Annotated in this window: 25 protein-coding genes and 1 tRNA gene; 25 read left to right on the top strand and 1 reads right to left on the bottom strand. The window is 43.9% G+C overall.

Annotated elements, in window-relative coordinates; genetic code table 11:
• Positions 1–2: 2 nt before the first annotated feature.
• The 5 genes from murA to MTBPR1_RS09770 all read left to right on the top strand — a co-directional run bounded on the left by murA (position 3) and on the right by MTBPR1_RS09770 (position 4,359).
• Positions 3–1,298, top strand: coding sequence for a UDP-N-acetylglucosamine 1-carboxyvinyltransferase (murA, locus tag MTBPR1_RS09790; protein WP_069188832.1), 1,296 nt, complete (start codon positions 3–5; stop codon positions 1,296–1,298).
• Positions 1,299–1,312: 14 nt separating this feature from the next.
• Entirely contained in the window at positions 1,313–1,981 is a 669-nt protein-coding gene (hisG, locus tag MTBPR1_RS09785) for an ATP phosphoribosyltransferase (protein WP_069188831.1), read from the top strand.
• Complete coding sequence (gene hisD, locus MTBPR1_RS09780) at positions 1,965–3,263, top strand: histidinol dehydrogenase (RefSeq protein ID WP_069188830.1); 1,299 nt, start codon at positions 1,965–1,967, stop codon at positions 3,261–3,263. The genes hisG and hisD overlap by 17 nt, the downstream gene beginning before the upstream one ends.
• Before the next feature lie 160 nt (positions 3,264–3,423).
• Positions 3,424–3,903, top strand: a complete 480-nt coding sequence (locus tag MTBPR1_RS09775; RefSeq protein WP_069188829.1) for a UPF0262 family protein — start codon at positions 3,424–3,426, stop codon at positions 3,901–3,903.
• Between the two features lie 9 nt (positions 3,904–3,912).
• Positions 3,913–4,359: an arsenate-mycothiol transferase ArsC gene (locus MTBPR1_RS09770; RefSeq protein ID WP_069188828.1), complete on the top strand. Its 447-nt coding sequence runs from the start codon at positions 3,913–3,915 to the stop codon at positions 4,357–4,359.
• A 133-nt stretch (positions 4,360–4,492) separates the two neighbouring features.
• On the opposite strand, the gene MTBPR1_RS09765 is transcribed toward MTBPR1_RS09770, so the two are convergent.
• Positions 4,493–4,699, bottom strand: a complete 207-nt coding sequence (locus tag MTBPR1_RS09765) for a hypothetical protein (RefSeq protein WP_126465153.1) — start codon at positions 4,697–4,699, stop codon at positions 4,493–4,495.
• A gap of 207 nt (positions 4,700–4,906) precedes the next feature.
• Here MTBPR1_RS09765 and infA point away from each other — a divergent pair, with 207 nt between their 5' ends.
• From infA to MTBPR1_RS09670, 20 genes are all read left to right on the top strand, one after another.
• Positions 4,907–5,125 (top strand): translation initiation factor IF-1, encoded by a 219-nt coding sequence (gene infA / locus MTBPR1_RS09760; RefSeq protein WP_028879425.1) that lies wholly within the window; start codon positions 4,907–4,909, stop codon positions 5,123–5,125.
• Positions 5,126–5,159: 34 nt separating this feature from the next.
• Complete coding sequence (locus MTBPR1_RS09755) at positions 5,160–5,717, top strand: Maf family protein (protein WP_240492879.1); 558 nt, start codon at positions 5,160–5,162, stop codon at positions 5,715–5,717.
• A 6-nt stretch (positions 5,718–5,723) separates the two neighbouring features.
• Positions 5,724–7,070, top strand: a complete 1,347-nt coding sequence (locus MTBPR1_RS09750) for a ribonuclease E/G (protein ID WP_069188825.1) — start codon at positions 5,724–5,726, stop codon at positions 7,068–7,070.
• A gap of 8 nt (positions 7,071–7,078) precedes the next feature.
• Positions 7,079–7,279 (top strand): DNA gyrase inhibitor YacG, encoded by a 201-nt coding sequence (locus tag MTBPR1_RS09745; protein ID WP_069188824.1) that lies wholly within the window; start codon positions 7,079–7,081, stop codon positions 7,277–7,279.
• A gap of 132 nt (positions 7,280–7,411) precedes the next feature.
• Positions 7,412–7,487, top strand: a tRNA-Phe gene (locus tag MTBPR1_RS09740).
• Positions 7,488–7,710: 223 nt separating this feature from the next.
• Complete coding sequence (locus MTBPR1_RS09735) at positions 7,711–9,249, top strand: AAA family ATPase (RefSeq protein WP_069189029.1); 1,539 nt, start codon at positions 7,711–7,713, stop codon at positions 9,247–9,249.
• A complete protein-coding gene (locus MTBPR1_RS09730; RefSeq protein ID WP_083223017.1) occupies positions 9,246–9,884 on the top strand; it encodes an HNH endonuclease in 639 nt (212 codons plus the stop codon). Before MTBPR1_RS09735 ends, MTBPR1_RS09730 begins: the two co-directional genes overlap by 4 nt.
• A 443-nt stretch (positions 9,885–10,327) precedes the next feature.
• Positions 10,328–10,897 carry a hypothetical protein gene (locus tag MTBPR1_RS09725; protein ID WP_069188823.1) on the top strand — a complete coding sequence of 190 codons (570 nt, stop codon included), beginning with the start codon at positions 10,328–10,330 and terminating at the stop codon, positions 10,895–10,897.
• Positions 10,894–12,291, top strand: a complete 1,398-nt coding sequence (locus MTBPR1_RS09720; RefSeq protein WP_083223016.1) for a 7-cyano-7-deazaguanine synthase — start codon at positions 10,894–10,896, stop codon at positions 12,289–12,291. Before MTBPR1_RS09725 ends, MTBPR1_RS09720 begins: the two co-directional genes overlap by 4 nt.
• Positions 12,281–13,459 carry an XRE family transcriptional regulator gene (locus MTBPR1_RS09715; RefSeq protein WP_069188822.1) on the top strand — a complete coding sequence of 393 codons (1,179 nt, stop codon included), beginning with the start codon at positions 12,281–12,283 and terminating at the stop codon, positions 13,457–13,459. Before MTBPR1_RS09720 ends, MTBPR1_RS09715 begins: the two co-directional genes overlap by 11 nt.
• Entirely contained in the window at positions 13,434–14,063 is a 630-nt protein-coding gene (locus MTBPR1_RS09710) for a PIN domain-containing protein (RefSeq protein WP_069188821.1), read from the top strand. The genes MTBPR1_RS09715 and MTBPR1_RS09710 overlap by 26 nt, the downstream gene beginning before the upstream one ends.
• A gap of 34 nt (positions 14,064–14,097) precedes the next feature.
• Positions 14,098–15,057 carry a hypothetical protein gene (locus MTBPR1_RS09705; protein WP_069188820.1) on the top strand — a complete coding sequence of 320 codons (960 nt, stop codon included), beginning with the start codon at positions 14,098–14,100 and terminating at the stop codon, positions 15,055–15,057.
• A gap of 82 nt (positions 15,058–15,139) precedes the next feature.
• A complete protein-coding gene (locus MTBPR1_RS09700; protein WP_069188819.1) occupies positions 15,140–15,595 on the top strand; it encodes a hypothetical protein in 456 nt (151 codons plus the stop codon).
• Positions 15,588–15,929: a hypothetical protein gene (locus MTBPR1_RS09695; RefSeq protein ID WP_069188818.1), complete on the top strand. Its 342-nt coding sequence runs from the start codon at positions 15,588–15,590 to the stop codon at positions 15,927–15,929. The genes MTBPR1_RS09700 and MTBPR1_RS09695 overlap by 8 nt, the downstream gene beginning before the upstream one ends.
• Before the next feature lie 98 nt (positions 15,930–16,027).
• Positions 16,028–16,255 carry a helix-turn-helix transcriptional regulator gene (locus MTBPR1_RS18390; protein ID WP_083223015.1) on the top strand — a complete coding sequence of 76 codons (228 nt, stop codon included), beginning with the start codon at positions 16,028–16,030 and terminating at the stop codon, positions 16,253–16,255.
• Between the two features lie 137 nt (positions 16,256–16,392).
• Positions 16,393–17,166: a helix-turn-helix transcriptional regulator gene (locus MTBPR1_RS09690; protein ID WP_069188816.1), complete on the top strand. Its 774-nt coding sequence runs from the start codon at positions 16,393–16,395 to the stop codon at positions 17,164–17,166.
• Between the two features lie 72 nt (positions 17,167–17,238).
• On the top strand, positions 17,239–18,108 hold the full coding sequence (locus MTBPR1_RS09685; RefSeq protein WP_126465151.1) for a hypothetical protein: 870 nt from the start codon (positions 17,239–17,241) through the stop codon (positions 18,106–18,108).
• Between the two features lie 2 nt (positions 18,109–18,110).
• Positions 18,111–18,740, top strand: a complete 630-nt coding sequence (locus MTBPR1_RS09680; RefSeq protein WP_069188814.1) for a hypothetical protein — start codon at positions 18,111–18,113, stop codon at positions 18,738–18,740.
• Position 18,741: 1 nt separating this feature from the next.
• Positions 18,742–19,716, top strand: coding sequence for a VWA domain-containing protein (locus tag MTBPR1_RS09675; protein ID WP_069188813.1), 975 nt, complete (start codon positions 18,742–18,744; stop codon positions 19,714–19,716).
• Complete coding sequence (locus MTBPR1_RS09670) at positions 19,706–20,356, top strand: hypothetical protein (RefSeq protein ID WP_069188812.1); 651 nt, start codon at positions 19,706–19,708, stop codon at positions 20,354–20,356. The genes MTBPR1_RS09675 and MTBPR1_RS09670 overlap by 11 nt, the downstream gene beginning before the upstream one ends.
• The last annotated feature ends 141 nt before the right edge of the window (positions 20,357–20,497 follow it).

Below are 20,497 nucleotides of genomic sequence, written 5' to 3'. Positions count from 1 at the left end.
CCATGGACAGAATTCACATTCGCGGCGGACAACGCCTGCGAGGGTCCATTCGCATCGGCGGCGCGAAAAACGCAGCCCTTCCCTTGATGGCGGCCTCTCTTCTGTCTGAAGAGACCTTGACGCTGTCTAACCTGCCCCATCTGGTGGATATCACTACCATGACCCACCTGCTGGCTGAGCTAGGTGTGGAAGTGGGCATGAACGGGCATAACCCCAATGATGGCCATATGGGTCGGGTGTTTGAACTGACCGCCCATGATGTGGGCAAAACCGTTGCCCCTTATGAAGTGGTGCGCCGTATGCGTGCCTCTGTTTTGGTGCTTGGCCCGCTGCTGGCACGCTATGGTAAAGGCAAGGTTTCCCTGCCCGGTGGCTGCGCCATTGGCACACGCCCGGTTGATATTCACCTATCTGCCCTTGAACAAATGGGCGCTGAGATTGAACTCCAAGAAGGCTATATTATGGCCCAAGCCCCTGACGGGCTTAAAGGGGCGCATATCACCTTCCCTATGGTCTCGGTTGGAGCAACTGAAAACCTCTTGATGGCGGCAACCTTGGCTGAGGGTGAAACCATCCTTTCCAACTCTGCACGAGAGCCAGAAATTACCGATCTTGCCAACTGTCTTGTTGCCATGGGCGCCAAGATTGAGGGGATCGGCAGTGATACATTGCGCATCCAAGGTGTTGAAAAACTCCACGCCGCCGAATATTCCGTCCTTCCCGATCGTATCGAGACCGGATCTTACGCCGTGGCAGCAGCTATTACAGGTGGGGATATCACGCTTACAGGTACACGCCTTGACCTCATTGAGTCCGTTGCTGAAGTTATGGCGAAATGCGGTGTGAATATTGAAGAAGTTGAAGACGGCATTCGTGTTTGGTGTGATGGCCCGCTTAAAGGGGTTGATATCATGACCGAGCCTTATCCAGCCTTCCCAACAGATATGCAGGCCCAGATGATGGTGTTGATGACGGTTGCCAATGGTGCCTCCATGATCACAGAATCGATCTTTGAAAACCGCTTCATGCATGTGCCTGAACTTTCACGCATGGGCGCAGACGTCAATGTGCATGGTCGCTCAGCCATTGTGCGCGGGGTTGATCAGCTTTCAGGAGCGCCTGTTATGGCAACTGATTTGCGCGCAAGCATGTCTTTGGTGCTTGCAGGGCTTGCAGCAGAGGGCGAAACCATAGTAAACCGCGTCTATCATTTGGATCGCGGCTATGAAGCTTTGGAACAAAAACTCTCAGCCTGCGGTGCGATTATTGAGCGTGAAAAAGGCGCTCCGGCAGAATAAGTGGATTAAGACAGATGTCTGAACAAGAAAAACTGGTCATTGCCCTGCCAAAGGGCCGCATCCTTGAAGAAGTGATGCCCTTGGTAAAAGCCTGCGGGATTGAGCCCGAGGCCGCCTTTTTTGATTCCAAATCACGGGCGTTAAAATTTGCCACCAACCATGATCATGTTGAGATTGTGCGGGTCCGCAGTTTCGACGTTGCCACCTTTGTTGCCTTTGGCGCTGCGCAAATTGGTGTGTGTGGCGGTGATGTTCTGCTGGAATTTGATTATCCAGAGATTTACGCCCCGCTCGACCTTGGGATTGGCTATTGCCGCATCTGTGTGGCAGAACCCAAAGACCTCTCAAAAGATGATGATCCAAGCCGCTGGTCTCATGTACGTGTGGCAACTAAATACCCCAACATCACCAGCAAATATTTTGCCAAACGTGGTGTACAGGCGGAATGTATCAAACTTAATGGAGCCATGGAACTGGCACCAAACATGGGCCTATGTTCGCGCATTGTTGATTTGGTTTCAACAGGTTCTACCCTTAAAGCCAATGGCTTGGTTGAGGTGGAACAGATTTGTGAAATCACCTCACGACTGGCTGTGAACCGCACCGCCCTTAAGACTCGATCTGAAGAGATTAAAGACCTGATTGAAAAATTCCGCGAGGCCGTCAATGACGTTTCGTCTTGAAACCACACAAGCTGATTTTGAAGCCCAGTTTAACGCCCTTCTTTCTGCCAAACGCGAAGATGCACCCGACGTTAATAAAATCGTTGAAGACATCCTTGTTGATGTAAAAAAACGCGGTGATGAAGCGGTCGTTGAATATACCAATAAATTCGACCGTATGGACATTGCCCTTGATGGTTTAGCCATCAGTGCTGAAGAAATGGATATCGAGATTGCCAAGGTTTCTGATGAAGCCATGGACGCGCTTAAGGTCGCCTCAGATCGCATCAAGGCCTTTCATGCCAAACAAATCCCCGAAGACCTTGATTATACCGATGAAGCCGGTGTGCGCTTGGGCTATCGCTGGAAAGCGGTTCAGGCAGCAGGGCTTTACGTTCCCGGTGGGACAGCGGCTTATCCATCATCTGTCTTGATGAATGCCATTCCGGCAAAAGTGGCGGGTGTGGATCGCCTTGTCATGGTGGTGCCAACCCCTGATGGGATCATTAATCCCCTTGTGATGGCCGCGGCTCGTCTTTCCGGTGTGGATGAGATTTACCGCATGGGTGGCGCGCAAGCTGTTGGTGCGCTTGCTTATGGTACAGAAACCATCAAGCCAGTTGATATCATTGTGGGCCCGGGCAATGCTTTTGTCGCAGCTGCTAAACGCCAGGTTTTTGGCACAGTCGGCATTGATATGATTGCAGGCCCCAGTGAAATTCTCGTTATTGCCGATAATAAAAATGATCCAAGCTGGATCGCAGCAGACCTGCTTTCCCAAGCTGAACATGACACCGCCGCACAATCCATCCTCATTACAGATGATGCTGATTATGCGCGCGCTGTAGAAGATGCAATTGAAACCCACCTTGAAACTCTACCACGCGCTGATATCGCCTCAGAAAGCTGGGAAGAACATGGCGCTTTGGTAGTGGTCAAAGACTGGGATGAGGCTGTGGCTTTGTGTGATCGCATCGCACCGGAACATCTTGAGCTTGCCCTTGATAATCCTGATGAGCTGGAGCGCAAAATCCGCAATGCGGGTGCGGTCTTTATGGGGCGCTATACCCCTGAGGCCATTGGTGATTATGTGGCTGGTCCCAACCATGTTTTACCAACCGCACGCTCAGCACGTTTTTCCTCCGGTCTGGGTGTTTTAAACTTTATGAAGCGCAACAGCCTCATTCAATGTGATGCGCCTAGCCTGAATACCATTGGTCCGGCTGCCGTTACCTTGGCAAAAGAAGAAGGGCTTGATGCCCACGGTCTATCCGTTGCCATTCGCTTGAATGTAGAGAGCTAAAGCACACAATAGCCTCCCCTCGTGAAAGCGAGGGGCGCGTTTTTCAGGCTTAGAATGACATTTACAATGGGTATTTGTTTTTTCTATCTTCCCAGAATTCCCCCTTTATGCTTTTATGCAGCTAATCAATAGCGCTCGTCTTTAAGGGGGATGCAGAACCGTGCATCATTTACAAAAAATAGCCAAAATCAATATTGAGGAACTGGATGGCATCCGCCTCAAGCCTGAAGTTGAACATGAACGTAAAGTCGCCATTTTCGACCTTTTGGAAGAAAACTATTTTGCGCCTGTGGGCGATGAAACAGGCCCTTACGATGTGGACCTTTCCATTGAAGATGGCAAACGCCTTGTGCTGGATGTGGCAAAAGAAGGCGAAAACGATCATTTCACCCAGATCAAAGTCCCTTTAATGCCTGTGCGTAAAATCGTTAAAGATTATTTCCTCATTTGCGATAGCTATTTTAAAGCGATCAAAACCTCTTCACCTGCCCAGATTGAAGCCATTGATATGGGTCGACGTGGCCTGCATAACGAAGGTTCTGTCATTTTGCGCGAACGTCTTGAAGAAAAAGTCCGTGTGGACCATGACACCGCGCGCCGCCTCTTTACGCTTGTATGCGTTCTTCACATCCGCCAGTGAGGATAACAGGTGAGCGAACTCCCCTCTGCCATTCTTTTTTGCTGCACCATGAATGCCATTCGCTCGCCGATGGCTGAAGGCATCATGAAGCTCATTCATGGGCGCAGGATATATGTGGATTCTTGTGGTGTACGCTTGGGCCAAGAAACCGATGGATTCGTCATTGAAGTTATGGATGAAATCGGCATTGATATGACCACCCACCATCCCAAAAGCTTTGACCAACTTGAAGACAGCTTTTACGACCAGATCATCACCCTTTCCCCAGAGGCCCATCACCATGCACTGGACATGGCGTCTTATATGGATTGTGATGTGACTTTATGGAATACGTTTGATCCGAGCCTGACTTCCGGTAGCCGCGATCAACGCCTTGATGCCTATCGCATGGTGCGCGATCAATTGATGATGAAGATCAAGCAGGTCTTTCCCCGCCATGGTATGGCTGACGTTTAAAAGACTTTCCCCTTTTTACTCTACAGATAAAAAAAGACACGTTCCGTTTCGACAATAGAGGGCAAATCAAATGTCGAAAAAAGGAACGTGCCTTTTATATGCCTATCGCAAAAATCTCTATGGGGTAAGGGGTTTAGAGAAGTTTCTTGCGACGTTTTGCAGGCATAGAGAAATTACCTTTTCCCTTTTTTGAAGGGCGATCCAACATGGTCGCAGCCCACATGGCAACAGGGATAACACAGGCAACAGGGGCAACTGTACTGGCTAGGACGCAACCGCCGCCCATGGCAAGTGTACCCATATTTACAACAGATGGTTTTGGCTTGTGAGTTCTAGACATTTGAATGCTCCGTTTGAATAAGCTGTTATCGATATTGATAATCATTCTCATTTAGCAAGTCAACATCTTTTTTATGGGCTTTATGTTTTTTCTGCCATCACGCAGTTTCTCATGGCTTAAAAAGATAGAAAAAACACTTGACCTAAAAGGGATTCACGAGCATTTTCCCCACCAATCAAGCTTGACTTAAATATAAAGGATATATCCGTGGCCAAAGAGGACATGATTGAATTTTCGGGCGTTGTTACAGAACTTCTCCCAAACGCAATGTTTCGTGTAAAGCTGGAAAATGATCACGAGATTCTCGCTCATACTTCCGGTAAAATGCGCAAGAACCGTATCCGCGTTCTCGCAGGCGATAAAGTCACTGTTGAGATGACGCCTTATGACCTGACTAAAGGTCGCATTACCTTCCGCTTCAAATAAGCATGAGAAGAGAGTTCGAACATTGACTCTCATCTTGGCATCCGCTTCTCCGCGCAGGGTTGACCTGCTGGCACAAATTGGGATCACCCCCGATGAGATTGCGCCTGCCCATATTGATGAGACACCCCTAAAAAACGAACTCCCGCGCAAACTCGCTGCGCGCTTGGCCCAATCCAAGGCCATGGCCGTTGCAAAAGACCATCCCAACAGCCTGACCCTTGGGGCAGATACGGTTGTGGGTGTGGGGCGACGCTGCCTGCCCAAACCAGCAGATGAAACAGAGGCGCGCCAATATCTTGAAATGCTTTCAGGGCGCCGCCATCATGTTTATGGTGGCCTATGCATTGTTGATAAAGACGGCAAAGCCCATAACCGCCTGATTGATACGGCTGTAAAATTTAAACGCCTCTCACACCAAGAAATTGAAAACTACATTGCCTCGCGCGAATGGGAAGGTAAGGCTGGTGCCTATGCGATCCAAGGGCTTGGTGGCGCGTTTGTTGAAAAGATCGTTGGGTCTTATTCCAATGTAGTTGGACTTTCCTTATGTGAGACAAAGAACCTTCTCGTCGGGCTTGGGCATAAAGGATAAGGGATCATGCGCCGGTTGCTGATTGACCATATCCCCGGTGAGACTCGTGCAGCCATCCTGCAAGACGATGAGCTTTGCGCCCTTCATATTTTACAAGATCATCAAGACCATGAGCTCCCCTGTGAAGAGGGATATGTCTATCGCGGGCGCGTGGTTAATATTGTGCCCACCCTTCAGGCTGCTTTCGTTGATATTGGGACAGGAGAAAACGGTTTCCTACCCGTTAATGCCACATTTGCAGATGATATTTCAAAAGCCCTGCATGAGGGCCAAGCCATTACCGTGCAACTGCGCAAAAAAGGGCAAGGGGGCAAAGGCCCGCTGCTAACCTGCAAGATTGACCTTAAAAGTGAAGATTGCGTTTTCACTGCCTATCGCGCGGGGCTTAACATTTCACGAAAAATTGCCGATGAAGACAAACGCACGAGCCTGAAAAACATGCTCGCTGATACATTTGAAGACAGTGAACATGGGCTCATCGTGCGCACCAATGCACAAGATAAGACTGAAGCGGCCCTGCGCGAACAGGTTGAGCACTTAAGCGCCCTTTGGGACACCATTCAAACACCAACAGAAAAACTCCCGAGCCTCATTTTAGGCGAAGATGCACCTTGGCCGCGCCTGATTAAACGCTTAGGTCCTGAGAGCTTTGATGAAATCACCATTGAAGGCATAGAGGCCTTTCAACAGCTAAAAGAGCACTACCCAGCAGCAACCCATTATAGCAATTCCCCTGCCCTGTTTGAGGGGGAAGGGATTGAAGAGTTTATTGAACAAAGCACACAAAAAACCATCGCCTTAAAAGGCGGTGGCAACATCGTGATTGAACCCACAACCGCCCTCATTGCCGTTGATGTGAATATGGCTGAGCGCCTTGATGGCAAGCAGGCAGAAGATAACAAACTGCGCGTAAACCTCACCGCCCTTAAAGAGCTTGCCCAGCAAATTCAATTGCGCAATCTTTCAGGCCAGTTTTTTGTGGATTTCATCACCCTTAAAAACAAGGGCCATCGAACGAAATTACGCACTGCTTGCATGGAAATCCTCAAAGAGGAACGCACAACCGTGCATGGGTTTACCAAGCTGGGCCTTTTAGAGGTTTCGCGCCAAAGACTTGGGGAAAGTCTGGATGATATTACAGCCAGCCCTGAGACGTTTTTTTATATAATGATTCGCACATTGGCCCAAGGCTGCACACAAAAACGCCTTAACCTCGGCCCAAAGCTCTATGACCTATGGACACAAACGAGTACCCTTGCTGCGCGCCAGTGGCTTAAAAACAGATTGGGCTATACACTCCAAGCCAACGTTAAAAACAGCCTGCCCCCTTTAGAATATGAAATCCAAGATTAAAGAAAATCATGAGCACCGATAAAAAGATTGAATCCATCCCCCTTTCAAAAGGGCAGAAATGCCCCACCTGCCAGAAACCGGCCAGCCTGAAACACCGCCCATTTTGCTCAAAACGCTGCGCAGATCTGGACCTTGGGCAATGGCTGAATGAAGGCTATAAAATTGCTTCTGAGGAAGAAAGCGATATGGATGAATACGACCCGGGCTGAACATAATCAGCCCTGGTTTTATGATCTGAAAAAATAAGACATTTTTTTAAAAAAGAGTCTAGACAGACCCGCAAGCCTTCTCTATAAACCCTCCCACACAGCGCGTACCGAGCCTGTGTCGAATATGGTTAAGCCCGATTAGCTCAGTCGGTAGAGCAGCGGATTGAAAATCCGCGTGTCCCTGGTTCAAGTCCGGGATCGGGCACCATTTTCCTCCAAAGAAATCAGATAGTTACCCAAGACGCTCCTTGAAGCGTCTTTTCTATTTTTACCCATAGGTAACATCTTAGGTAACAAAATTTGGGAATGGTTACCTAGGGGGATTTTTTTTAATTTTTTCTCATAATTATATTGCTCAACTTTGCACAGTTGGTTTTAATTGCCGTTCATAGGGCAACTCTATTAAAACCACAGAAATGGAGAAGACTGAAATGAATTTCTTCATTCTTGGAGACAAGCAATATGTTCCTTCCTCTGGGCATAATGTTGCGTATCTTAAAAGAGACAACTGGAATGACTATTCCTTTGTCACAATGTTTTATCTGACACTGTATGATGAATATGGGAAATGTCATGAAATTGGTAATGTAAAGATTGGTTTCAAAGGCCAAACAACTACACAGTCAACTCACACAACAATTTCTAGCCCTTTTCAAACACTACCAGAAACCTATTTTTCATTGGGCCTTGGTGCTGAATATTATCATACAATTAGTACTGAATTATCAGATACCTCAGCAGTGTCAATTTTTACTGCACTCAATGATATTGCCTATAATGACAAATACCTTGATGTCGCAATTAATGAGGAAGTTTTCAGCACATCGCTTTTGCGTGATGTAAGTATGGCAGCAATTAAAGGGCAATTCAGAAGAATTTTAACAGGCGGCGCACCATTAACTGATTTTAAATTCACATACGAACGACCTGATGAAGAAAAACTAGGCGGTGTTTCTCTTGAATTCCGTGTAAAAGCAACTTCAACACCTAGTACAAATATCCATGCGATTATTGGTCGAAATGGGGTTGGAAAAACGACTTTATTAAACGGTATGATAGAAGGTCTCACACAAGGAGATGATGCATCTGGCGCATTTTATGATGATGAGAATTGGCAACCTGAACCAATTGATAATGAATATTTCAGTAGCCTAGTATCTGTCTCGTTCAGTGCATTTGACCCCTTTGACCCACCAGCTGATCAACCTGACCCGACATTAGGCACCTGCTATTATTATATCGGTCTTAAAGATCCATCCGATGAATTCAGTGATGCCCTAAAGTCCCTGCCCGTACTTCACAAAGATTTCATCAAAAATCTTGCGCAATGCTTAAGCCAAAAAGATAAGAAAAAACGCTGGTTAAAAGCAATTACGTCCCTTGAGTCTGATGAAAATTTTGCAGCCATGAATTTGAGAAGCTTTGCCGATTTGCCTTCAAAAGAAGTTAAAGTCATTGCAAGAAAAATTATTAAACGCATGAGTTCAGGTCATGCAATTGTTTTAATAACCATGACCAAACTCGTTGCTACAGTTGAAGAAAAAACGCTTGTTCTGATTGATGAAGCAGAAAGCCATTTACATCCACCATTGCTATCGGCATTTACGCGCGCCTTAAGTGAACTTTTGCATGACCGAAATGGAGTGGCTCTTATTGCAACACATTCGCCCGTTGTATTGCAAGAAATTCCAAAATCATGCGTATGGAAAATCACAAGATCGGGACTATCCGTTTCAACGAGTCGGCCAGAAATTGAAACTTTTGGAGAGAATGTTGGTGTCTTAACGAGAGAGGTATTCGGGTTAGAAGTTGCAAAATCCGGTTTTCATCAATTACTTGCAGATGCTGTTGCAACAGGTGATACCTATGAAACAATTATTTACAATTATGGAAACCAACTTGGCTTTGAAGGGCAAGCCATTTTAAAATCGATGATTTTCCAGCGCGATCAGAGCAACTTTGAACAATGAAAAAACTAGACTTGCCAGAAAAATCCGCGACGGAATCTTTCATGGCATGTATTGAAAGCGTCGCAGATGAATCACTTAACGCGCAGTATAAAACTTGCCTTTCTGAAATAGACAATCAAGGAACTCAATACATTGCTCAGGCTAATGTAGGGCAACTTTATACTCTTCCTCATACCAATCATCCTCGCGGGACTGATCCTTTAATTTTGGGCTCTTTAAAGAAAAGCGATCTAACAAAATTATACACATACCGTATGCTGCAAAAACAACCTGCTAAATCAATTTATGATGAGATCATGGTTGCAGCACATGGGAAATGTCCCTTTTGTGGTGGCATCGGGCATCCAGAAACATTAGATCACTACTTAGCAAAATCAAACTATCCTCAATTCTCTGTTTTACCTGCAAATCTGGTCCCAGCTTGTCGTGATTGTAATACAGGAAAAGGGCATATCAGAGCACAAAATGCTGAAGAGCAAGTCATTCACCCCTATTTTGATGATAATAAATTCTTCGTTGAAAAATGGATTTCTGCACAAGTCATCCATAGTTCTCCAATAGTGATTGAGTATTTCACAGCCCCCCCCCGCCCATTGGTCAGAAACCGATGCGGAACGTGTCTGTACACATTTTGACGAGTTCTCTCTGTCCAAACGTTACAGTATTGAAGCAGCAGAAGAACTCAGTATACTAATAGACCAACGCCAGAACTATATGGCCGATTGGCCTCATGCTGATTTCAAAAATTACTTACTGTCTGTTGGAGTTTCCAACACCTTATTTCCAAATCACTGGAAAAAGGTCATGTATCAAGCATTAGCAACTGACGAAACTTTCTGTCAGCAAGCGTTTTAATAGAATCCTGACACCTTGTTACAAAAACTGATTCTTATATCAGTATCAATACAAAAAACACCCTCTACAAACTCCATATCTTTAACATTCAGAGCATAAAAAGCCTTGAAAGTAATACATGCTGGGCAAAAACACCCTCATAAGATGCTTTTATCAGCAATTAAAAATAGATTATTGACAATGTCAGCTTTTAATGGATAGTATTCTGACAAAGGAGATTTGAATGAGTGATGGCCCACACTATAGTTTGAATATGCGTAAAGCATGGAAACGTGTTGCTGAAAAAGGCGATACACATGCTTGTTCCATTTCTGAAGTCAAAGATGCATTAGCAGATGCATTAGCCGCAGATTTCAAATATGAGAATGGATCAGAGAGCATTGATAAAATAAAAGACATTTTATCAAATCCTCAAGGTGATTTGTTGTCCAATAATCCAGTAGAACAGCTAGAACAAAATCGACTACAATTTTCTGGTCACGAATTGTCAGAACGTTTTATTGATCATATTCAGGAAGCTCTTCTAGACGGTAATCGTGGTGAAATGGCAGTTACAATTGGAGTAGAAAATGCTTTAGCAGAACGTTCTATGCGATATGTTCGTTCTATAGAAGAACATTACTTAAGAGAAGATAGCAGGGCTCGTTCAACTTTTTTACGATCAAGGTTAGACCAAGCAATAAGACAGTCTTCCTTTCATGAAATTACTTCTGAACTCAGCAACTCAGGCAACTCAAGCTGGAAACAAAAAAGTATTAAGAAAAATGATATTGACCAAGGAGTATCATTTTGAAACTTTATAAGCACCTAGATGCACTTCCAATGCCTTGCCATCATATTTTTGTCCAAAGCCCAGACGAAAGAACACCCGATGGATGGGAAGGATGCGTTGTCGGAGAAAACCTTAAATTCTCGACTGAAAACCTCGCAAGCTATTTTTATAAAAATCAAGATGATTTACTTTTTGATGTCTTCTCATTAGCAGCAACAGTAGAATATTGTGATTTTTCACAAAGCCGCTCACAAAAAACTTGGGCTCGAAAATTTAACATTTCCCTTCCTGTAAACAATCCTGAGCTTTGGCAATCTCCAGAAGTTTCAGATGCATTGTGTCAAGCATTGCGGATATTGACAGGCGACACTTGGAATATTAATTTTCGCCAACGTATTTTTGCACCTGAATGGCCTTTCCAATCAAAATTAGATCTAAAAAAGAACCCACAAGCTATTCTCGCTTATAGCGACGGAATGGACTCTCTTTCTGTCGCTGGCTTAACGGAAGCAGAACTTGGTGATAAGCTTGTTCGAGTACGCTTAGGCAGCGCAAAAAAAGAAGAAAAAAAACAAAAAAAACCTTTCATCTCTGTCCCTTATTCTGTTTCATACTCAACTCAGAAGAAAGACTATAGTGGTCGTTCTAGAGGTCTAAAATTTTCAATTTTAACAAGCGCAGCAGCATACTTATCAAATTCATCATTAATTATCCTACCAGAAAGTGGTCAAGGAGCTCTAGGGCCTGCATTAGTCCCCGTGGCTCATGCCTATATTGATTACAGGAATCATCCTTATTTCTTGAGTTACATGAGGAAATTTTTATCTGCATTGTTCCAACACAAATTCTCTTTTCAAATACCAAGAATATGGAACACTAAAGGTGAAACACTTTTTCAATACATTCAGGTTTCTGGCGATAATGAAAAATGGAGAGAAACCACCTCCTGCTGGAGACGAAATAGTCAGACTTCGTTTGATAACAAAAAAATACGGCAATGTGGTATCTGTGCAGCATGCTTATTAAGAAGAATGAGTGTTCATGCTGCAGGTCAACTTGAAGACCAAGAAGAATACCTATGGAATAACCTCAATGCCCAAGAATTCGAGTTGGGATCAGCTAAACCAACTGAAAAAATGCATGACTTTAAGGCTCATCAAAAGTATGCAGTTGCTGCCATGTCGCATTTAAGAGATATGGCTGAACTACTAAACAATAATGATGAGCTAATAAATCTAAAAATGCACGCCAGTAAATTGGCTCGATCACTAGAAATGGACAAAGCCGAAGTCATGAAGAACCAAACCCAATTACTTGAAAAACATACTGCAGAATGGAATTCCTTTTTAGGATCACTAGATAAAAACTCTTTTCTGCGGAAATGGGCAAACCGGAATATGACCGATGCAGCTTAACCAAATAGACCCTATTACTTTGGGTGATAGATTAAGAGTAGCCCGAGAAAGCAAACAGATAACTCAAGCTGTTGCTTCTGAAGCCATTAATGCAGCGAGAACAACCCTTGTCGCCATTGAAAAAGGCCAACGTAAACTCAAAATATCCGAATTAAAAAAGCTAGCTGATTTATATAATTGCTCTGTGAACAGTTTATTACGTGAAGAAGCTATTCATGTTGATCTCGTGCCACGTTTTCGTAAGCAAATGAGCTCGCATGCAAATGCTGGAGAAAAAGCTGCCAGCACCATGACACAACTGGCCAAAGCAGAAGTGGAGCTTGAAAATTTGCTAGGTGTCCAACGAGTTAAAAACTATCCACCTGAGCGCCCTCTTCTTCCTGGAAATGTGGAACGACAAGCAGAGCAAGATGCATTGGAGTTGAGACAATGGCTTGGTCTTTCTCAATCTCCAATTCATGACATTGTCAGCATTCTAGAATTTGACCTTGGAGTTCGCCTTTATATTAAAAAAATGGATAGCAGTATTTCAGGTTTATTTGCATATGAAGATGCATTGGGTGCTTGCATATTATTAAACGGGAACCATCCAAGAGATAGAAGGAACCTAACTGCTGCGCATGAGTTAGGACATTTGGTATCTACTCGACGTGTCCCTGAGGTTCTATTTGATGATGACCCTCAAACTTCTAAAGAAGAAAAATACGCAAATGCATTTGCTAAAGCATTTTTGATGCCTTCACGGGCACTCATCAATAAGTTCAAAGAAATTACTTCTGGTGCCACTCAATTTACACGCAGGCACGTTATAATCTTGTCTCATACCTTTTGTGTCTCTAGAGAAGCTACCGTTCGTCAACTGGAAGATTTGCAAGTCATAAAAAAAGGGACTTGGGATTGGTTCACTATGAATGGTGGGATCTCTAATGAACAAGCCCTTGAAGTACTCGGTGAACTTGCCATTAACAACCGTGACCAAGGTGTATCGGAGAAGCCTACAACATATCGTCTCAATTCACTAATATGCCAAGCATGGCAACAAGAGCTTCTTAGTGAAGGTCAACTCGTAAAACTTCTTGATATAGACCACCACGAATTAAGAGACATTTTGGACAACCATGATCTTGATGGGAGTGACGCCGATGACGCACCATCTCTCTTCGATTAATCCGAATGTTTCACTCATCGTTGATGCTAGTGTGATAATTAATTTAATCGCCAGTGGAATTCCAAAAGAAATTTTTGCTTCATTTCCAAATTTGGCGTGCGTCGTTGATGAAATTATTCTCAGTGAATTAGACCGTGGAAACAAAAATGGTCATACTGATGCAAGCGTATTAAGGACCTTAATATCTGATAAAACTGTAAAACCAGTATCGATGACAGACAATTGCTGGAACCATTTTGAAAGCTTAGTTTCAGGAAATGCTGCATCAACACTGGATGATGGTGAAGCCGCAACATTGGCTTATTGCGTTACACATAAATCAATTCCTGTGATTGATGAAAAGAAAGCTAACCGAATTTGCAAAGAAAAATTTCCCTCGCTTTCCCCTATATGTTCTAGCGAACTATTCATGTTAGCCCAACGCAGCGGAACGGTAACCGATAGACAATTAGGGGATGCTGTATATTTGGCTCTTTCCAAAAGTAGAATGCGGGTAATGAATGACCACGCTCAATGGATTGTGGATCTTGTTGGCCCAAAAAGAGCCGCTAATTGCACCAGCCTCCCACGTAGCGCACGCCAAAAACTTGCAAATGCCTGCTAACACAATGATTTGAGTTAAATAATGGAGATTATTAATGGCTATCACTAGTGCATTTTGTGTCGAGCTTGATAAAGAAGTTGATATTTATGAAGCAAGAGAAGAATATTTCGCACAAGCTGAACCAAGAGAACCTTTTACTTTTTTGTGCCCTGACAAAAACTGTCGAGACACATATTCTCCACATATAACAGGCGTAAATTACAGGAAAATGCCTGGAGTTGACCCTATTAAAAACCGCCCTCACTTTAGAGCTAATTCCGATTCACCTCATTCGCAAGATTGCCCTTGGGTAGAGTATAGAGAAGCTGTTGAAGAACTTGAACAAGAGAATGATGGTCAGCCAAGAAACTTCAAAGAGCATGATTTAGTCGATATTTTCAAACCTCAAAAAGAGGTCGCAAATAAAGACGAGAGCAAGACTGATGATTATTTGGAATGGTCTACACATATTAAAACCATAACGAATAAAAGATCCCGTATTAACGCTTGGAAAGAGGCTTTAAAAAACAGTCCTCATAAAACAACAAAATTAGAAGAAGTAGTTTCTTGCTTTTTATCCATGAGCGAAGATGATTTACATAATTATCATTTAACAATTCCAGGTGTTGGCAAACGTACTTATCGTCAACACTTCAAACCAATTCGCTATTCTAAACCTGATGGTATTAAACGAATTTTTTATGGCTTTGCTTCAATAAGCTTGTGGGAAAACAAACGGTACTATTTCAACTTTAAAACTAAAACCAAAGACAGCAATTTTCCAAACGCCAAGGTAAGCGCATTCATAACTGTTGAACAGCTAGAACAATTTAGAGGTGGCAAATTCCTTCAAACACAACTAGAGCTTTGCATGGAGCAAGAAAAATCAGTATGCTGTTTTGTTTTTGGTGAAGCTGAAGAAATCCTAAACCGAGAGAAAGAACTCAACTTAAGCTTTGATTCACTGCATTCATTTGCACTCAGAACCAAAAATGAATTACCCGAACGGGATTAACCTTTTAAACACCCCTTGAGAACTAAGAAAACCTACACCCCAAAGACAGATAGCAACAACAATAAGTTTGAAGGAAATCATTTTGAGTTTTAAAATTTTTGGAAAAGCTGAATTTTCATGTAGTAAATGTGGCAAGCCCCATTCATTACAAGATAACGATTTTGACTTCGAAGCAATAAATCACGAAGAACGTCAAATGGGGCAAGAAACAGAATATGAATCACACCATCACCTTGAATGTGACAATTGCAATAATGACATCGAATTAAAATTTAATGTCTGGGAATACCCGGCTGAAGCTTTCAATCATGATGACTATTCATCATCAGGAGCTCAAATAACTCAATCAAATTTTCACTTCAACCATGTTGAAAATTCTCCCCCTGAAGACAAAGATAGACTTATAGGTGCTGCCGCTGGAGGTGCAATCTTAGGCGCATCATTAGGAGGCCCCTTTGGCGCACTTATCGGTGGAGCGGTTGGTGCCATATTAGGAGATTCGGTCAATAAATCAAAAAAAGGAGGGAAGCATGGATAACCTAATCATCTATCCTTCTGCAATCCTTGGCGTTCTATTGATTTGTATCTACACTTATCGTTGTTATCTGACAAAAACTGAATTTGATATGTCAAAAATTGTCACAGCCATATTAAGCTCAACAGGAGTTATTGGTGGCCTTGTATTAGTTGGTGCCTTTTTTTCTGACCAATTGAAGGGCCTAGTTCAACAAATTGAGCTATATGTGTTAATTAGTGGACTTGTTGTCTTAGCCACATCAATCCAGAGCATTAAAAAAGATTTTTTCGATACTACTCGTCCAAAAACAGATCCGAAGACAAGCTCAACCCTTCAAAATGAAACAACGCCCTAGACAAAAAGATAAGAGATACCTACCTCATAATAGCCTATCCGGTGCGGCTTTGTCGTAGACCTGAGGCATCGCGATGCCTCCCTATTGGGAGAAATCCGATGTCACAGTTTGAAAACAGGCTTGTATCTAAGAAAGAATTGAGGAGCCTTTGCGGCATTCCTTATACGCCTCAGCATATCGCACGGCTCGAAGCGGCTGGTAATTTCCCTCGGAGGGTAAATTTAGGCCCAAATCGAGTGGCGTGGGTTCTGTCAGAGGTGAATGAGTGGATCCAACAGCGGCTCAATTCACGCGATACAGCGGATGACAACAGTGCCTCCTCTTGAAGGAGGTCATGGGATGATCAAGGTGCACACTTGATCATCCCTTTTCTTTGAAAATAAACCCAAAAACATAATTCCAAAAAAAATTATAAAATCATGATATATTTAACCTCTCGGAAGTAAACGACGATGAGGCAAGCATGGTACGTATTTTGTCAATTGATAGAGCGGAAGAAATCGTAAATGATTACTTTTATTTGGCCAAAAAACAAAAAAATGCAGCTGAAAAATGGGACTTATCGAAAGAAGCCCTAAAAATTTTCGGCATTGAAAATTTTCTGTATGGAGCGGCTGCTACTGACGTGAAAGGGAATTTTCGAGAGCACGTTTTCCAGAGAAACAGTCACACAAATAAATTTAATGCATGGTATATCGAAGACGAGCCATTCGAAGATGACTACCTATTGAAAGACGGTTTCAAACTATTTAGAGGAAAGACAGGCTCAATACGTTGGGGGAACGAAGACCGACTAGAGGCCCTTACCCCAAAGCAAAAAGAATATGAAAAAAAATGCCACCAAGATTTTGGTATTTTCAACGGCATAACATATTATTTACCCCCTGGAAATCCAACAGGCCTTGCCGCGATAGGTCTCTCAGCCACATTTATGAATGATGAAGATTGGTCAAACACTCTTTTACTTCACGAAAAACGTATAATGAAAATCGTAAACCACCTTCATCGCCAAATAATGAAAGGCCTGATTGCAGAGTTTGCAGGTTTAACAGATGAGCATATTGAAATCCTCTGGTTGCTCGCGGACGGCCTAGCTCGCAAAGAGATTGAGCATTTATTAGAGATGAGTAATTCAACATTAACCAATCGCTTAAATCTGATTGCATCTCGGTTAAAATGCCAACCAAAAGAGAGTTACATCAGAACGACCTCAAATCGATTTGGCGTTGTCAACTGATATTTTGCCAATACCTATAAGAACTCATATCTGACATGAAGGACGCTCCACTAAATTCTGGAGTGTTCTGCTATGTCATACAGTTTCTTACATCCACCAGCCCGACAGGCCTATAAAAACTACGCCGCTCTTAAGTTCGTAATGTTTTGGGTCTTTGTTTTCTGGCTATACGGGTCTCTTAAAGTTCAGCCAGCCCTTCAAGCCGATAAATGGGCGAGTGTTAGTGTTTCCGCTGCCTTAAGTTTCGGTATCGTATTTCTCACCTATGCCGCCGCCAAATCTTGGCTTCATCCGGACCGTATTGACGGTCCCGGTGGTTTGGGCTGGATTTATTCCATCCTTGCCACCTTAGTTTCTGTCAGCGACGTTTTCTTTGTTTATGAACGCATGGAGGCCTTAAGCGTTAACGGCTTAATCTCCACCTCTGTCACTACATCTCCCTTGTTCAATTATGCCGTATCTGGGGTACTTCTTGTTGTCAATTTAGCCATATCTGTCGCGATGGCAGCAGCTTATTATCGGGCTGGATTGCATGATGAAGCCATCCAGCTTGATCTCATGGATGGACAGCATGCTTATGAGCACCGCCAAGAATTTCTCAGTTTGCTCAAAGACAAATGCCGCATCTTTTTCAAGAACCAACGCACCAAATGGAATGATGGTCGGTCTCAAGTTGAACATGTCAGTCAGATCAAGGGTGATCGTCGCACATCTGAGGCCGCCCAGAGTGCAGCTAAAGCAGCATTGGCAAGTGCTGAAGCTGAACGTATCAGCTTAAAAGCCGATGAGATCTCTATTGAAAACGAATTGCACCGTCAAGCCAATGCCCGTCGTAAAGCTTCTTTTGGTCGAACCTCCGGTCCTGTCATTGATGGCGATTATGTTGATGTCACTACGCGTGACAACGTCGTTCCCTTTTCTCGTATTCCTTCGGAGGATTAATCATGTCCCGCACTTTTTTAGTTTTTCTGTTAGCCTTTTTTCTATTCAACGCCTCTGCACAAGCCGCCGTCCAAATCGTCATTATGGATAATGGCGGTACACTTCAACAAACAGACCAAGGCACCTTCCTTGCCAAAAAAGCATTGCTGCAAAAGCTATCGGTTGATGCTTCCGGTTTCTTTGGAGATGATGAAATCGCCATCATTTTGAGTAACTCTGCCACTGTTGAATATCAAAAACCCGCAAGCCAAGTGCCTGCCACCATCTCTGCGGTACTTCCCTTCATGAAGGCTCAGCCTGTTTGTAGCAATCTGGTCGAAGCCCTGCATGCTGCCGTCAATGTTTTGCGTAAACTTCCCGCCGATGAGGTCAAGGGATCACAAATTCATCTTTTCAGCTCGCTCATCACAACACCGAATGATTGTGATGACTACGTTGCCAATGTGCCGCAAGCCATTCCTTCAGAACTCAATCTGGTCTACATCGCTAAACGTCATATCCCGTTAAACGTTTACTGGGCACAAAACACCCAAAAGAAAATTTGGGACCAATATATGACACAAAAAGGCGTGAATGCCCGCATCTTCGGTGTGATTGAAAGCGTTTCCCACTTGGGTGTGGAGGTGGATTAAAATGAAAGGTTTCATCACCACCTTACTTGTGACAGCCGCTTTAACGCTGCCACAGGCTCACGCCCTAACAGTTAAGATTGTTGGTTCAGGCACCCCGCGTGTCAACGTTGAGGCAGAACTCAAAAAAGTTGGCCCACAGGTGTTTATTCCAGCCAATGACCAAACCAGCCAAGATGCCTTAGACGACTTATCCCGCCTTTATCCAACCGCACCTAATGGTCAGAAAATCCCACGTAACAATTGGGCAAGCACTAACGGGATCGCTTATGCCTCGGCTGATGGAAAAGTCGATGTTCTGAAAATCTTAAAAAATGGTGGAACGGCTTTCATTGTTCGAGACAAAGACGGTAATCCACTGGTCAACCTGACACCGGGTAGCGTTCGTGTCGCCGGATTGAACAACGGTCGCCTCAAACAATTCCTGCTGCAAGATGGCAACAAAGGAGCCATCAGCCTTGGCTTTTCTGTTCTGGTTGATAACTCCGGCAGTATGGCCGATGTGATTGATAAAGTCAGAAAGCAAGCCACGGCTTTTGTATCCAGCATGGGGGATCGTGTTACCTGTCAACTCAGCCGTTTTGATGAGACTAGAACGGTCCTGACCAAGGGCTATCAAACCTGCAAAGAAACCGCCAAAGCCATCTCTGAGATCAAAGGCAACGGCCCCTCCACCAATTTGGTATCCGCTATCCATGAAGAAATAACCGATTTAGAAACGCAAAATGTGGATTTCAAAGCCCTTCTGGTTTTATCAGACGGTATGGAAACAGGTGATGGTAAATCAGCGAGCATCCTGTCTCGCAAAACCTTTCCCATTTATTCTTATTGGGTCGGCACCAAAAAAGCAGACACCATCCTCAAACCAATCTCAAACGCATTTTTCCCAGATTTGAAAGATGGATCAAAAGTGTTGGAACGCATGTTGAAAGCCGTTTCCAATACGTACAACGGCATAAAGGTGATCCATGTTCGATAAATGGAAACCCCATATACAGAAAGCACGCAATGCCAAAGTAAAATTTGAGCGGGGGATCAATCGGTGTTTGGCAATAGCTGACAATATCCGTCACTCGGTTTGGCTAGGTCGGACCCTCAAATGGACCCGTTGGTCGTTTCGGCTTTGTATAAAGATCAGCAAAATAATTATATGCCCGCTTTATGCTCCCTTTGCCTTGTTGAGATATTTGCTCTCTATCACCGGGGCTTTTATTAGAGGTCAAAAATCTCGTTCTGCTTATGTTCTTTGTCGAAAAAGACAACAGAAGAAGGATGAGCAAAAGGAGAAAAGGTGGCAGAACAAGCCAAGTTGGCGGCGTTGGTTCGGTCTGTTATTTTTGTTTTTTCTTCTCAAGGGTACTTTCTGGAAAGTCATTGCCCTCACCATTTCACCATGGACCTTGTGCGTATTTTTTCTGCGCCGTCTTTGGTCTGCCAAATCTTACGTGGATGAATGCAGGCAAGATAAACGAGATGCCGTTGCCCATCGCAAATACCAGACTGAAGAAGCAGAAAGAGAGACCACTCGCCTCCTCCGCAAGCAAGAAGAAGAAAATAGGTTTGAGCGCGCACGCGACGCGCGCCGGACCGAGGCCTTACAGGCCCTGAAGGATTTTTGAGATTTGCTGGATGAGAGACGGGTCGGTTTGAGAAAGGATGAAGGTGAGGACGAAGCTATATGAGGAAGAGACTGAAGAGGTATGAAAACCGATAGGAGTTGAACCGGCAATGCCTTGCTAACCATTTGCAAACATTGCCAC

The sequence above is a fragment of the Candidatus Terasakiella magnetica genome (assembly GCF_900093605.1).
GTDB classification, from domain to species: Bacteria; Pseudomonadota; Alphaproteobacteria; order Rhodospirillales; family Terasakiellaceae; genus Terasakiella; species Terasakiella magnetica.
This window is presented reverse-complemented; position numbering and strand designations above follow the sequence as displayed.

What these genes read in the sequence shown, in the direction of transcription:
- murA (WP_069188832.1), top strand. Translation starts at nt 3, where the DNA reads ATGGACAGAATTCACATTCGCGGCGGACAACGCCTGCGAGGGTCCATT.
- MTBPR1_RS09725 (WP_069188823.1), top strand. Translation starts at nt 10,328, where the DNA reads ATGAGTGATGGCCCACACTATAGTTTGAATATGCGTAAAGCATGGAAA.
- MTBPR1_RS09695 (WP_069188818.1), top strand. Translation starts at nt 15,588, where the DNA reads ATGGATAACCTAATCATCTATCCTTCTGCAATCCTTGGCGTTCTATTG.
- MTBPR1_RS09710 (WP_069188821.1), top strand. Translation starts at nt 13,434, where the DNA reads ATGACGCACCATCTCTCTTCGATTAATCCGAATGTTTCACTCATCGTT.
- hisG (WP_069188831.1), top strand. Translation starts at nt 1,313, where the DNA reads ATGTCTGAACAAGAAAAACTGGTCATTGCCCTGCCAAAGGGCCGCATC.
- MTBPR1_RS09685 (WP_126465151.1), top strand. Translation starts at nt 17,239, where the DNA reads ATGTCATACAGTTTCTTACATCCACCAGCCCGACAGGCCTATAAAAAC.
- MTBPR1_RS09680 (WP_069188814.1), top strand. Translation starts at nt 18,111, where the DNA reads ATGTCCCGCACTTTTTTAGTTTTTCTGTTAGCCTTTTTTCTATTCAAC.
- MTBPR1_RS09705 (WP_069188820.1), top strand. Translation starts at nt 14,098, where the DNA reads ATGGCTATCACTAGTGCATTTTGTGTCGAGCTTGATAAAGAAGTTGAT.
- MTBPR1_RS18390 (WP_083223015.1), top strand. Translation starts at nt 16,028, where the DNA reads ATGTCACAGTTTGAAAACAGGCTTGTATCTAAGAAAGAATTGAGGAGC.
- MTBPR1_RS09750 (WP_069188825.1), top strand. Translation starts at nt 5,724, where the DNA reads ATGCGCCGGTTGCTGATTGACCATATCCCCGGTGAGACTCGTGCAGCC.
- MTBPR1_RS09670 (WP_069188812.1), top strand. Translation starts at nt 19,706, where the DNA reads ATGTTCGATAAATGGAAACCCCATATACAGAAAGCACGCAATGCCAAA.
- hisD (WP_069188830.1), top strand. Translation starts at nt 1,965, where the DNA reads ATGACGTTTCGTCTTGAAACCACACAAGCTGATTTTGAAGCCCAGTTT.
- MTBPR1_RS09735 (WP_069189029.1), top strand. Translation starts at nt 7,711, where the DNA reads ATGAATTTCTTCATTCTTGGAGACAAGCAATATGTTCCTTCCTCTGGG.
- MTBPR1_RS09675 (WP_069188813.1), top strand. Translation starts at nt 18,742, where the DNA reads ATGAAAGGTTTCATCACCACCTTACTTGTGACAGCCGCTTTAACGCTG.
- MTBPR1_RS09690 (WP_069188816.1), top strand. Translation starts at nt 16,393, where the DNA reads ATGGTACGTATTTTGTCAATTGATAGAGCGGAAGAAATCGTAAATGAT.
- MTBPR1_RS09730 (WP_083223017.1), top strand. Translation starts at nt 9,246, where the DNA reads ATGAAAAAACTAGACTTGCCAGAAAAATCCGCGACGGAATCTTTCATG.
- MTBPR1_RS09765 (WP_126465153.1), bottom strand. Translation starts at nt 4,699, where the DNA reads ATGTCTAGAACTCACAAGCCAAAACCATCTGTTGTAAATATGGGTACA.
- MTBPR1_RS09715 (WP_069188822.1), top strand. Translation starts at nt 12,281, where the DNA reads ATGCAGCTTAACCAAATAGACCCTATTACTTTGGGTGATAGATTAAGA.
- MTBPR1_RS09745 (WP_069188824.1), top strand. Translation starts at nt 7,079, where the DNA reads ATGAGCACCGATAAAAAGATTGAATCCATCCCCCTTTCAAAAGGGCAG.